The 13,164-nt window shown below is 66.2% G+C and carries 11 protein-coding genes; 7 read left to right on the top strand and 4 right to left on the bottom strand.

Annotation, left to right across the window (positions count from 1 at the left end):
- Both AX681_RS08580 and AX681_RS08575 read left to right on the top strand, forming a co-directional pair.
- A partial coding sequence (locus AX681_RS08580) for a 2-hydroxyacyl-CoA dehydratase family protein (protein ID WP_197424261.1) occupies nucleotides 1–1,175 on the top strand: 1,175 nt, incomplete at its 5' end.
- 60 nt (nucleotides 1,176–1,235) lie between these two features.
- Entirely contained in the window at nucleotides 1,236–2,219 is a 984-nt protein-coding gene (locus tag AX681_RS08575) for an aldo/keto reductase (protein WP_066661949.1), read from the top strand.
- Here AX681_RS08575 and AX681_RS08570 read toward each other — a convergent pair.
- Nucleotides 2,216–2,962, bottom strand: coding sequence for a FadR/GntR family transcriptional regulator (locus AX681_RS08570; RefSeq protein ID WP_066661946.1), 747 nt, complete (start codon nucleotides 2,960–2,962; stop codon nucleotides 2,216–2,218). The two genes, AX681_RS08575 and AX681_RS08570, sit on opposite strands and share 4 nt — an antisense overlap.
- A gap of 119 nt (nucleotides 2,963–3,081) precedes the next feature.
- Between AX681_RS08570 and araD1 the strand changes: the two genes are divergently transcribed.
- Both araD1 and AX681_RS08560 read left to right on the top strand, forming a co-directional pair.
- Nucleotides 3,082–4,071, top strand: coding sequence for an AraD1 family protein (gene araD1, locus AX681_RS08565; RefSeq protein ID WP_066661943.1), 990 nt, complete (start codon nucleotides 3,082–3,084; stop codon nucleotides 4,069–4,071).
- A complete protein-coding gene (locus tag AX681_RS08560; protein WP_066661942.1) occupies nucleotides 4,068–4,991 on the top strand; it encodes a Gfo/Idh/MocA family protein in 924 nt (307 codons plus the stop codon). Before araD1 ends, AX681_RS08560 begins: the two co-directional genes overlap by 4 nt.
- Nucleotides 4,992–5,741: 750 nt before the next feature.
- On the opposite strand, the gene AX681_RS08550 is transcribed toward AX681_RS08560, so the two are convergent.
- From AX681_RS08550 to AX681_RS08540, 3 genes are read right to left on the bottom strand one after another with little or no spacing between them, the layout of a single operon-like run.
- Complete coding sequence (locus AX681_RS08550; protein WP_231733780.1) at nucleotides 5,742–7,367, bottom strand: alpha-N-arabinofuranosidase; 1,626 nt, start codon at nucleotides 7,365–7,367, stop codon at nucleotides 5,742–5,744.
- Between the two features lie 24 nt (nucleotides 7,368–7,391).
- A complete protein-coding gene (locus AX681_RS08545; RefSeq protein WP_066661937.1) occupies nucleotides 7,392–9,182 on the bottom strand; it encodes an IlvD/Edd family dehydratase in 1,791 nt (596 codons plus the stop codon).
- Between the two features lie 7 nt (nucleotides 9,183–9,189).
- Nucleotides 9,190–10,314 carry an aldose epimerase family protein gene (locus AX681_RS08540; protein ID WP_082738039.1) on the bottom strand — a complete coding sequence of 375 codons (1,125 nt, stop codon included), beginning with the start codon at nucleotides 10,312–10,314 and terminating at the stop codon, nucleotides 9,190–9,192.
- A gap of 102 nt (nucleotides 10,315–10,416) precedes the next feature.
- Here AX681_RS08540 and AX681_RS08535 point away from each other — a divergent pair, with 102 nt between their 5' ends.
- The 3 genes from AX681_RS08535 to AX681_RS08525 form a co-directional block, all read left to right on the top strand.
- Nucleotides 10,417–11,736 (top strand): sugar MFS transporter, encoded by a 1,320-nt coding sequence (locus AX681_RS08535; protein ID WP_066661932.1) that lies wholly within the window; start codon nucleotides 10,417–10,419, stop codon nucleotides 11,734–11,736.
- The gene (locus tag AX681_RS08530) at nucleotides 11,733–12,800 is read left to right on the top strand and encodes a glycoside hydrolase family 43 protein (RefSeq protein ID WP_082738038.1); all 1,068 of its coding nucleotides are present in this window, start codon (nucleotides 11,733–11,735) and stop codon (nucleotides 12,798–12,800) included. The genes AX681_RS08535 and AX681_RS08530 overlap by 4 nt, the downstream gene beginning before the upstream one ends.
- Nucleotides 12,725–13,164: alpha/beta hydrolase (locus tag AX681_RS08525; protein ID WP_443026342.1), on the top strand; the 440-nt coding region annotated here is incomplete at its 3' end. The genes AX681_RS08530 and AX681_RS08525, both read left to right, overlap by 76 nt.

The raw sequence follows: 13,164 nt of genomic DNA, 5'->3' as shown, positions 1-13,164 counted from the left end.
CGCCCGCCGTCGTCAACGCCAATTCGCCTCAGGAAATCCTGCGCGCGATGGACGTGCCGTTCGTCGTCAACCAATGGTGGGCGTCGATCGTCGCGGCGAAACAGCAATCGCCGCGCTACTTCCAGCTTCTGCGCGACCATGGCTATCCCAGCGATGCCGAGGCGTATAGCGCGCAGGGCATCGCCGCGATGTTCGACGCGGACGCCGAACAAGCGCCGTGGGGCGGCCTGCCCCGCCCGTCCTTCGTACAGGCGCCGATCGGCACCGACGCGACGCCGCGCATCTTCGATCATTGGGCGCGCGAGACCGGCGCGAAGCCGTTCCTTTTCGAGCGCAGCATCGAAAGCCGCATCGACTTCCCGGTGGACTGGTGGGACCGGCTGCACGACGATTGGGACAGCGCGATCGAGCCCGAACGGCTCGACCTGATGACGGCCGAGCTGCGAGAAGTGATCGCGCGGATCGAGGCAACTACCGACCGCCGCTTCGACCCCGACCGCTTCGCCCACATCATGGACCTGGTGAACGAGCAGGAGGATTATTACCGCCGCACCCGCGACCTGATCGCCGGCGCCCACCCCGCCCCGGTGTCGATCAGCGACACGATGCCCGCGACGATGGTGCCGCAATGGCATCGCGGCACCGAATGGGCGCGCGACGCGGCACGGGATTTCTACCACGAGGTCAAGGCGCGGCATGAAGCGGGCGAAGCTGCCTGCGCGAACGAGAAATTGCGCCTGATGTGGGTCGGGCGCGGCATGTGGAGCGACATGGGCTTCACCCAGCGCTGGGAGGAAAGCCATGGCGCGGTATTCGTCTGGTCGATGTATCTCGCGCTTGCCGCCGACGGCTATATCCGCCGCACCGCACCGGGACAGGACCCGCTACGCGCACTCGCCGCCCGCTTCGTGACGATGGGCGACGAACTGCGCATGCCGACCTGGGCCGGGGCGTGGCATGTCCGCGAAGCACAGAGCCATGCGGTCGACGGCGCGGTGGCGCTGAGCGATGCCGACCCCTTCGTGCTGCGCGCGCTGCGCCGCGCGGGCGTGCCAGTGCTCAGCTTGGACCTCGACAACTACAACCGCGAGGCGAGCGACGGCGACGTGGTTGACCGCCAGATAGTAGCGTTCCTTGAAGGGCCGGTCAGCGACTATGCCGCGCGGCGCGGCTGAGGCTTGCCAGCGGGCATCGGCCGGGTCAGGGAACGGCGGCAATCAGTATCGGAGTGTCCCATGAAGCGCCGTCTTGCGTCCTCAACCGTCAACCCGGTCGGCCTCGGCTGCATGTCGCTGAGCCATGCCTATGGCACCCCGCCCGCGCGGGAGGATGCGATCCGGTTGCTCAATCAGGCGCTCGACCTCGGTTACGACCATCTCGACACCGCGGCGCTCTACGGGTTCGGCGCGAACGAGACGCTGATCGGGGAGGCTATCGGCCATCGGCGGCAGGAGTATTTCCTTGCGTCGAAATGCGGGATGACCGGCGTGGACGGGAAGCGCGTGATCGACGGGCGGCCCGAGACGCTGCGCGCGACGATCGATCAGTCGCTGACCCGGCTGCGCACCGATCGCGTCGACCTCTATTATCTCGACCGCTGGGACAAATCGGTGCCGATCGAGGAGTCGGTCGGCGAACTCGCGCGGCTGGTCGAAGCGGGCAAGGTCGGCGCGATTGGCCTCAGCGAAGTGTCCGCTGCGACGCTGCGTCGCGCGCATGCGGTGCACCCGATCGCGGCGGTACAGAATGAATATTCGCTGTGGTCGCGCAACGTTGAACTCGGCGTGCTCGCGGCCTGTGCGGAGCTGGGGACGACGCTGGTCGCCTTTTCTCCCGTTGCACGCGGGTTCCTCGCCGGTGCACTAGCGTCGCCCGAGGTGCTGGAGGAGCGCGATATCCGGCGCATGATGCCGCGCTTCGCCCCGGAGAATTTCGCACGCAATCTCGACCTGCTCGCGCAACTGCAGCGCATCGCGTCGAATCGCGGCGTCAGCCCGGCGCAGCTCTGCCTGCAATGGGTGTTCGCGCAGGGCGAGCATATCGTCGCCATCCCCGGAACGACGTCGCCCGCGCATCTGGCCGAGAATTTGGCGACGCCGGTCGGGCCGCTGCCCGAGGACGTGCTCACCGAACTCGACCGCATCTTCGCGCCCGATGCGATTGCCGGACCGCGCTATCCGGCGGCAACGCAGGCGGAGATCGATACCGAGGAGTTCTAAGGTTTCGCGATTGCCGCCTGCGTATCCTGGAACGCCAGATCGACCAGTGCGCGCATCGCCGCCTCCGCCGCGTCGGCATCGCCGGCGATGATCGCGTCGCTCACCCGTGCGTGATCGGGCACGGGGTCGCGCGGCAGCGCCTTGGTCCGCTGCTTGAAGCGCGTGGTCCAGTTGACCGCCGCGCCGATGCTGGCGCTCAGCGTGATCAGCGCATCGTTGTGCGTCGCCTGCAGCAGCGCGTCGTGAAACGCACGGTCGGCATCGCGCCCCGCTTCGGTCTCGAGCGTGTGTCGCCGCATGCCGACCAGTCCGGCCTTGAGCGCGGCGATGTCATCCTTGTCGCGACGCTGTGCCGCGAGCCGCGCCGCCGCCGGTTCGACAATCGCGCGCAGTTCGAACAGGTCGCGGACGAAGGCGGGATCGGGCTCGCCCGAGAACGCCCAGGCGACGATATCGGGATCGAGCAGATTCCACCGGCTGCGCGGCTGCACCCGCGTCCCCGCCTTGGTCCGGCTCTCGACCAGTCCCTTGGCGGCGAGCACCTGAATCGCCTCGCGATAGGCGCTGCGCGAGACGTCGAGCGCCTCGGCATTGGCGACCTCGCCGGTCAGCCGCTCGCCCGGCGCGATCTCACCGCTGACAATCGCGCGGCCAAGATAATGCGCGACCGCACCGCGCAGACGGCGGCCGGTGCTGCGTTCGCGCTTCTGTTCGCCGGGTTCAGACGGCTCTTCCAGTGTCACCCTCTAGCCTCTCGTCACGGCCCGCTTGCCTACGCGCCAAAAATCGCACCCGCAATGCGACATGCGAACTTCCATTTTATTTTATGTCGGACTAATTCGGACCGAAAGGGAGAGGTTCGATGGTTCGTCTGCTTCAACACCGTGCGCCCCATGGCGCGCGCCGGGTGATCGTCGCGACCGATGGCGGAGCGTGGTTCGTCCGGGGGTTCAGCGACGTCCGCACGATGGCTGCTGCGGCGATCGAGCGCGGGATCGGCCTTGCCGCACTGGCCGAAGATGCGGGCAATGACGAAGCCGTCGATCTGGCTGCTGCTGCGGCGGCGGGAGAATTGCTCGCACCGATCGACCATCTCGACCCGGCGCATGTCGTGGTGACCGGCACCGGCCTTACCCATCTTGGATCGGCCGAGGGGCGCGACAAGATGCACCGCGCCGCCGCTTCGGGCGAGAAGCTGACCGATTCGATGCGCATGTTCCTTGAGGGGCTGGAGGGCGGCAAGCCTGCCCCCTGCGCGGTCGGGCAACAGCCGGAATGGTTCTACAAGGGCGATGGCGCGCATCTGGTCGGCACCGGGGTGCCGCTGACGATGCCCGCCTTTGCACAGGATGGCGGCGAGGAACCGGAACTGGCCGGCATCTATCTGATCGGCCCCGACGGGACGCCGCACCGCATCGGCTTCTGCCTCGCCAATGAGTTCAGCGACCATGTGACCGAGCGGCACAATTATCTGTGGCTCGCCCATTCGAAGCTGCGCCCCGCAGCGCTCGGTCCCGAGCTGCTCGTCGGCGACTTGCCGCAGGACGTTCGCGGGTCCAGCCGCATCGTGCGCGACGGCGCGGTGCTGTGGGAAAAGCCGTTCCTGACTGGCGAGGCCAATATGTCGCACAGCATCGCCAATCTGGAGCATCACCACTTCAAATATGCCGGCTTCCGGCGCCCGGGCGATGTGCATGTCCACTTTTTCGGCACCGCGACCTTGTCGTTCAGCGACGGGATCGCGACCCAGCCCGGCGATGTATTCGAGATCGAGGCCGCGCCGTTCACCCTCCCGCTGCGCAACCCGCTGGCGCGCGCGGAGGCTGAGGCGGTGACGGTGCGCGCGCTGTGACGATCCGCATTGCGCTGATTGGCCTGGGCAAGATCGCCCATGACCAGCACCTGCCCGCAATCGCCGCCGACCCGGGCTTTGAGCTGGTCGCGACGGCAAGCGCGGACGGGGCGACGCTGGACGGCGTGCCGGGCTTCGACAGCATCGATGAACTGCTGGCGAGCGGTATCGCGGTCGATGCGGTCGCGGTGTGCACCCCGCCACAGGTGCGCCACCGCGTCGCCGCCACGGCACTGCGCCACGGCCTGCACGTCCTGCTCGAAAAGCCGCCCGCCGCCAGCCTGACCGAGGCGGCAGCGCTCGCGGCTCTGGCGGATGAGGCCAAGGTCACGGTGTTCGCCGCCTGGCATTCGCGCTGTGCCGCCGGGGTGGCGGAGGCGCGCGCATGGCTGGCGGAGCGCAACATCACGCGCGGCACGATCACCTGGCGTGAAGATGTGCGCGTGTGGCACCCCGGCCAGCTGTGGATCTGGCAGCCGGGTGGGCTCGGCGTGTTCGATCCGGGGATCAACGCGCTGTCGATCGTGACCGAGATCCTGCCCGGCACGCTGCTGCTGCGCGACGCCGAGCTGGAGGTGCCGAGCACCCGCCACGCCCCCATCGCCGCGCGACTGACGCTGGAAACCGGCTGCGGTGCGCCGATCGCGGCGGATTTCGACTTTCGCCAGACCGGTCCGCAAAGCTGGGACATTGAGATCGAGACCGACGCCGGCACGCTGCAGCTAGCGCGCGGCGGCGCCGAACTCACCCTGCCCGACGGCACGCGCAGCGGCGAGGATCGCGAATATCCCGCGCTCTACGCGCAGTTCGCCCGGCTGATCGCCGCAGGTGCAAGCGACCTCGATACCGCGCCGTTCCGCCTTGTGGCCGACGCATTTCTGCGCGGGAGGCACTGCGTGGTCGAGCCGTTCGAGGAGTGATCGACGCGCGGCCCAGTTTTGAAAGGAAGACTGTCCGCAGACGACCCCATTGCGGTCGTTCGCATATATGTCGATGCTGGCGCGATGAAGCGCCGCGGATATATTGCCTATGGAGTTGCTGTAGCGGCGGTCACTCTGCTTACCGCTGATGCTACGATCGGTGCGCTAGAGGTAGCGTATGATGTCACTGAAAGAGTTACGACATTGGCTGTGATAGGGTGGCTCGCAGCTTCATTCGTTCCGATATCACTGTCGGCTCTCATCTGGATCGCAGATGGGCGGATCAAGTCACATTGGCGTTGGCTACCGCATCTTATGTTCATCCCCGCCGCAGTCGGCGTAGTTAGACTGGGATCATCGTTGTACTTGGACGAAACCGGCTTGCCGCCGGACAGTATGATGACTGATTTCACGTTGTTGACTGCGATTGGCTATCTGTCACTCGCCTTGGTCGTCCATTTAATTGCGTTAGTGGCAGCCGTTGCTCGCGCAACAAACAGGCCGGACGGCGGCAGCTAATCGCTAAACTGCCGCCGTTCCCCTCTGCGACGGGTCGGGTAAAAGTAGCCCTTTCCTACAAGCCCAGATCCGGCATATCTCAACCGTCCGATGCCGAACCCGGACGCCTTCTCCATCTTCCGACGCACGGCACGCATCCCGCCCAAAGCTGACAGAATCGCGCGCGTTGCCCGTAACTTCGTGAGTTTCAACCGCACCCGCCCCTCCCCTTCGGAAGCGACGGACGCGGCCTTATTCCACAATCTCCAGCATCGTCACCGACTTGGCCGGCAGACGCACGCTCACCGCGCCGCCCGAAACCCGGCCCGCAATCGGCTGTGGCTTCACCGCATCGGGCGCGTCGAAGCTGTTAATGCTGTTGACCTTCGCCGCGGTCAGCACCGTGCCGGCGGCAGACTTGGCCTTCACGCCGGGAATCGCCAGCCGGATTTCGGCGGGCTTGGCCGGGTCGAGATTGACCAGCGACAGCCACAATTTCCCGTCGGTCGCGCGCACCGCGACCGCATCGACGCGCGGCAGGGTCACCGCACCTTCCCGATACTGGCCCGCGTCGAACGTCACCGGCACCAGCGTCGCGTCCTGGAACGGTCGGTACATCTTGTGGATGTGATAGGTCGGGGTCAGCACCATCTTCGGCCCGTCGGTCAGGATCAGCGCCTGAAGCACGTTGACCATCTGTGCGATGTTGGCGCCCTGCACGCGATCGGCATGGCGCGCGAAGATGTTGAAGTTGAGCGCGGCGATGATGCCGTCGCGCAGCGAATTCTGCTGCTGCAGGAAGCCCTCGGGCGATCCGGGCAGCTTGGCCAGCCACACACCCCATTCGTCGACGATCAGCGGCACCTTCTTCTCGGGATCGTACTTGTCCATGATCGCCGAATGGGTGCGCAGCCGTTCGTCCATCAACAGGGTGAACTGGATCAGCTCGGCATATTCCTTCTCGGCGAAATTGACCGAGTCATAGGCGGGCGGCCACTTCACCACGGTGTAACTGTGCAGCGACAGCCCCTCGATGCTCCAGCTCCAGTCGCGGCCCTTCCACGCCTTCATCACCCCTTCGGTATAGGCGGTGTCGCCATCGCTCGGCCCGACCGCGACGCGCAGCATCTGATCCGGGTTGGGCAAGGGTGCCGAGGGGTTGGCGGGGTTCGGAAAGGCCTGTTGCGCCGGGTTGTAGTTGCGCGTGAAGCGAGCGTAGCGCTTGAGCTCGTCGGTATAATATTCCGGCCGCATATTGCCGCCACAGCCCCAGCTTTCGTTGCCGATGCCGAGGAACCGGATCTTCCACGGCTCGGTCCGCCCGTTCGCCGCGCGCTCCTGCCCCGCCGTGTTGCGGGTGTCGGCGGTCATATAGGCGACCCAGTCGGCGGCCTCCTTGTAGCTGCCCGATCCGACATTGATCGACACGAACGCTTCGGCGCCGATCTGTTCGATGAAGTCGAAGAATTCGTGCGTTCCGAACGCGTTGTTCTCGATCGCGCCACCCCAGTTGGAATTGACCGTGACGCGCCGCTTGGCCGGATCGCCGATGCCGTCGCGCCAGTGATATTCGTCGGCGAAGCAGCCGCCGGGCCAGCGGACATTGGGAACGCTGATCTGCTTCAGCGCCGCCACCACGTCGCTGCGGATGCCGCGCACATTGGGGATTTTGGAGTCCGGCCCGACCCACACGCCGCCATAGATGCCGGTGCCGAGATGCTCGGCGAACTGGCCGAAGATATGGCGGTTGATCTTTGGCCCCGGCTTGTCGACCTGAACCGTGATCGTCACCGGCGCATCGGCCTGCTGCGCCAGCGCCGGTGCCGTCAGCGTCGCGGTGACGAGGAGCGAACCTGCCAGCATGAAGTGCTTGAACATCGTCTCTCCTCCCACCGTGTCGCGTCAGTGATTGTCGCGGGGCAGCCCCCGGGTCTGGGCGATGCGCTGATAGGCTTCGCTGCCCTCCAGGATCGCGCCGCTCTCCATCTGGCCGACCAGACTGCGCTGGATTTCCTGCCACGGGGTTTGTGACGGCGGATAGGGATAGCCTCCCGCCTCCTCGAGCGCGCGGCGGCGTTCGGCCAGCTCGGCGTCGGGGACCAGCATGTTGGCGGTCCCGGCCTTGAGGTCGATGCGCACCCGGTCGCCATTGCGCAGCAGCGCAAGCCCGCCCAGCGCGGCCGCTTCGGGCGAGGCGTTGAGGATCGACGGGCTGCCGCTCGTCCCCGATTGCCGCCCGTCGCCCAGGCACGGCAGGCTGCGGATGCCGCTGGTGATCAGGTAATCGGGGGGGCGCATGTTCACGACCTCCGCCGCGCCGGGATAGCCGATCGGCCCCGCCCCGCGCATGATCAGCAGCGTCTCTGCGGTGATGCCGAGCGCCGGATCGTCGATCCGCGCGTGATAATCCTCCGGCCCGTCGAACACGACCACCGGCCCCTCGAACGCATCGGGATCGTCCGGGTTGGAGAGATAGCGCGCGCGGAACTCGTCGGAGATCACGCTGGTCTTCATGATCGCCGAATCGAACAGGTTTCCGCGCAGCACCAGGAAGCCGGCATCAAGCAGGATCGGGTTCTCGAACGGGCGGATCACCCGCTCATCCTCGATCGTGGCGGCGCGGCAATTCTCGCCGATCGTCCGGCCATTGGCGGTCAGTGCGTCTTCATGGATCAGGCCATGCCGCATCAACTGCGCCACCACCGCCGGGACGCCGCCCGCGCGGTAATAATCCTCGCCCAGATACTCGCCCGCCGGCTGGAGGTTGACCAGCAGCGGCACCTCACGACCCACCGCCTGCCAATCGTCGATCGGCAACTCGACCCCGATATGGCGCGCGATCGCGGAAAGGTGGATCGGCGCGTTGGTCGATCCGCCGATAGCGGTGTTGACCCGGATCGCATTGTGGAATGCTTCCCGCGTCAGCAGGTCGGATGGCTTCATGTCCTCCGCCACCATCTCGACGATGCGCAGGCCGGTGCGATACGCCACCTCCTGCCGGTCGCGATAAGGCGCGGGGATCGCCGCCGATCCGGGCAGCGACATGCCCAGCGCCTCGGCGAGCGAGTTCATCGTCGTAGCCGTGCCCATGGTGTTGCAGTAACCGGTCGAGGGCGCGGACGAGGCGACGAGGCGGATGAATTCGTCCGCGTCGATCTCCCCCGCCGCCAGCATCTCGCGCGCCTTCCACACGATCGTTCCCGATCCGGTGCGCTCGCCCTTGTGCCAGCCATTGAGCATCGGCCCGACCGACAGCGCGATCGCCGGAATGTTCACCGTCGCCGCCGCCATCAGGCACGCCGGCGTGGTCTTGTCGCAGCCGATCGTCAGCACCACCCCGTCGAGCGGATAGCCGTACAGCACCTCCACCAGCGCGAGATAGGCAAGGTTGCGGTCGAGACCGGCGGTCGGGCGCTTGCCGGTCTCCTGGATCGGATGCACCGGAAATTCGATCGCGATCCCGCCCGCCTCGCGGATCCCTTCCCGCACCCGTTCCGCCAGCACGAGATGGTGGCGGTTGCACGGGCTGAGGTCCGATCCCGTCTGCGCGATCCCGATGATCGGCTTCCCCGAACGCAGCTCGTCCAGGCTGAGGCCGAAGTTGAGGTAGCGCTCGAGATAGAGCGCGGTCATGTCGATATTGTCGGGGTTATCGAACCAGGCGCGCGAGCGCAGCGGCTTGTCTGTGGTCATTTGATACTCAGTTGGTGGAAAGGCGGTAGATCATGACATGGCGATAAGGCTTGCCCGGATCGACGCGCGCGGAGGCGAAGGCGGGCTTGTTCGGCGCGTCGGGGAATTTCTGCGGCTCCAGCGCGATGCCGTCGCCCATGCGATAGACGCGGCCGCTGCGCCCGCTGACCGTGCCGTCGAGGAAGTTGCCGCTGTAGAATTGCAGGCCCGGCTCGGTGCTCAGCACCTCGAGCACGCGGCCCGACACCGGATCCTCCAGCCGCGCGGCGAGTTGCGGCGTCGCGGTCTGCCCCTTGTCGAGCGCCCAGTTGTGGTCATAACCGCGCGCGATCACGATCTGAGGATCGCGCCCGTCGCGCAGCCCTTCGGCGACCAGCCGGGGCTTGCGGAAATCGAACACGCCGCCTTCGACGGATTTCAGTTCCCCGGTCGGGATCAGCGCCGCGTCGACCGGCGTGTAGGCACGCGCGGGGATGGTCAACAGCTGGCGCGACGTCCCCTCGGGCGCGCCGTCCCCAGCCATGTTGAACAGCGCATGATTGGTCATGTTGACGATGGTCGGCTTGTCGGTCGTCGCGTCGAACTCGATCGTCAGATCACCCTTGTCGTCGAGGGCGTAGGTGACCTTGACCTCCAGCGTGCCGGGATAGCCCTGATCGCCATCGGGGCTGGTCAGCGCCATGACGACGCGCGCGACCGGCCCGCTGGAGACCGACACGATCCGCCAGTTGCGCTTGTCGAAGCCCTGGACGCCCCCATGCAGCGAATTGGCCTTGTCATTCTGAGTCAGCTGATAGGCGCGCCCGTCGAGCGAGAAGCGTCCCCCACCAATGCGATTGGCGTAGCGACCGACGGTGACGCCGAAATAGTTCGGCTTGTTCTCATAGTCGGCGGCATCGTCGAAGCCGAGCGTGATCTCGGCCGGCTTGCCCGTCCGGTCGGGCGCGACCAGCGACTGCAGCGTCGCGCCATAGGTGAGGATCCGGGCGGCAACGCCGCGCGCGTTTTTCAGCGTTACCGCCTCGATCGGCGTGCCGTCGGCCAGCTTGCCCGCGTCGCTGCGCACCGCGTCCGCAGCATAAGCAGGCGTTGCAGTTGCGCAGAGCAGTGCCGCGGCCATCATCGCCCTCATCATCCGACTCCCCTTTTGCCTTGCCCGGATTGACCGGTGTCGCGCTTGCTTATACTCCGACAAAATAACGGGCAAGCAAATTGCCGGACATGGAGGGGTTGCATGGCAGTGTCACCGATCGGCGCGACTAATCCGCCCAGCGATGGGGCGCCGCCGCGCAGCTACCGCCCCGCGCTGACGCTGCTCGCCAGCCTGTTTTTCATGTGGGGGTTCATCACCGTCATCAACGGCACGCTGCTGCCGCATCTGCGCAGCGTGTTCGACCTAAATTACACCGAAACGACGCTGATCGAGAGCGTGTGGTTCATCGCCTATTTCGTTGCCTCGATCCCCTCGGCCAAGCTGATCGAACGCATCGGCTATCAGAAGGCGCTGGTCACCGGGCTGCTGATCATGGCTGCCGGATCGCTCGGCATGATGCTGGCGGCGAGCATCCCGTCCTATGGCGTCACGCTGACGATGCTGTTCGTGATCGCCAGCGGGATCACCCTGCTGCAGGTCGCAGCGAACCCGTATGTCGCGGTGATTGGCCCGCCGGAAAGCTCTTCGTCGCGGCTCAACCTAGTGCAGGCGTTCAACTCGCTCGGCACCGTGCTCGCGCCGCTGTTCGGGGCCTATCTGATCCTTGGACGCTCGGTCGGCGGTACCGCCGAGCATGGCCGGGTGCTGACGCAGGCGGAGCGACTGGCGGACGCACAGTCGGTGATCCTGCCCTATGGGCTGGTCGCGCTGGTGCTGGTGATTCTGGCGCTGATCATCGGCCGCTTCCCGCTGCCAGCGATGGGCAAGGCGACCGCGCGGATCAGCGATGGGGCGGTGAAGGCCGGCTCTGCCTGGACCCGCTTCGTCACGCACCCGATGTGGCGGCACCGCAACCTCGTCTGGGGCGTACCCGCGATCTTCATCTACCTGATCGCGGAGATCGGGGTCGCCAACCTCTTCGTCAACTTCGTCGCCCAGCCCAGCATCGCCAACCTGACAACCGAACAGGCAGGCCGTTACCTTACGCTGATGTGGCTCGGCATGATGGTCGGGCGGTTCGCGGGTGCCATCGCGATGCGCTGGATCAAGGCGGAGACGCTGCTCGCCTGCTTCAGCGTCGGCGCGTTCATCGTGATGATGGTGACCGTGTTCGTCGACGGGCCGATCGCGATGTGGTCGCTGATCCTGGTCGGCCTGTTCCACTCGATCATGTTCCCGACGATCTTCACGCTCGGGATCAAGGGGCTGGGCCGCTATACCGAAGAGGCCTCCGGCCTGCTGATCATGGCGATTGCCGGCGGCGCACTGGTCGCGGTGCAGGGCTGGCTGGCCGACAGCTTCGGCCTGCAGATGTCGTTCCTGTTGACCGCCGCGTGTGAGCTTTACGTGCTGTGGTACGCATTGTGGGGGTCCAAGCCGGTGGAGGAAGCCGCCGCATGATCCGCGGCGCGATCCTCGCCGCCGCGCTGGCGCTGACCCAGACGACGCCGGTGCCGGGGTCGAACCCGATCATTCGCGACAAGTTCACCGCCGACCCCGCTCCGCTCGTCGTCGGCGACCGCCTCTATCTCTATGTCGGGCACGATCAGGCGCGCGGGGACGAGATGTTCAACATGCGCGAATGGCTGGTCTATTCGACCACCGACATGCGCAGCTGGACCGATCATGGTCCGATCATGAACGTGGCCGATTTCAAATGGGCCAAGAAGGATGCCTGGGCTTCGCAGACCATCGCGAAGAACGGCAAATTCTGGTTCTACGCCGCGGTCGAGCATGACGACACCCATCCTGGCAAGGCGATTGCAGTCGCGGTGTCGGACAAGCCGACCGGACCGTTCGTCGATGCCAAGGGCAGCGCGCTGATCACCAACCAGATGACGCCCAAGGGCACGCACAGCTGGGAGGATATCGACCCGACCGTCTTCACCGACGACGATGGCACGACCTGGATCGCTTGGGGCAATCGCCAAGCCTATATCGCCAAGCTCAAGCCCAACATGATTGAGATCGACGGCGCGATCACCGAGATCACCCCGCCGCATTTCGAGGAAGGGCCGTGGCTGCACAAGCGCGGCAATCTCTATTACCTCACCTACGCCTCGCTCGACCGCGCGACGCACAAGGATGAGCGCGTGTCCTACTCCACCGCGCCGTCGATCACGGGGCCGTGGACCTATCGCGGCGAGCTGACCGGATCGGGCAAGAACAGCTTCACCATCCATCCCGGCATCGCGCAGTTCAAAGGCAACTGGTACCTGTTCCTGCATGATGCTGCGCTCAGCATCGGGGATCAGCAGGGCGCGCTCGGCCGCCGCGCGGTGACCGTGGAGCATCTGCGCTATGACGCCAACGGCCTGATGCTGCCCGTCGTTCAGACCGATGCCGGCGTGACCGCCCAGCCACCCCGCCGACCTTCAGGAGAACCGCCATGTTCTTTCGCGCATCCGCCCTTGCCGCCGCCCTGCTCCTCGGCACGTCGGCCTTGGCGCAGAACGACCGAATGACTCCGATCGCGATCCCGGCTCAGCCGAACGCGATTCCGCTCGGGACGGGCGCACTGCCCGGCGCGACCAACCCCGAAAGCTGGCACAGCCAATATGGCAGCGTGTTCGCGCGCAACGTGACCGAAGCGACGCTGACCCCCTTCCTCCCCGATCCGGCCAAGGCGACCGGCACGGCCGTGATCGTCGCGCCAGGCGGCGGCTTCCGCACGCTGTCGATGGAGAATGAGGGCTGGGCCGTGGCGCGGGCGCTGGCCGATCGCGGGGTTGCGGCCTTCGTCCTGAAATATCGCCTCAACCAGACCCCGGCGGACATGGCAGGGTTCGAGGCGTCGATGCGCCAGATGTTCTCCGGCGCGGCCCGCCC

The sequence above is a fragment of the Sphingomonas sp. CCH9-E2 genome, from assembly GCF_001557215.1.
Classification (GTDB): domain Bacteria; phylum Pseudomonadota; class Alphaproteobacteria; order Sphingomonadales; family Sphingomonadaceae; genus Sphingomonas.
The sequence above is the reverse complement of the archived record's forward strand: the minus strand, read 5'-3'. Positions and strand labels throughout refer to the sequence as shown.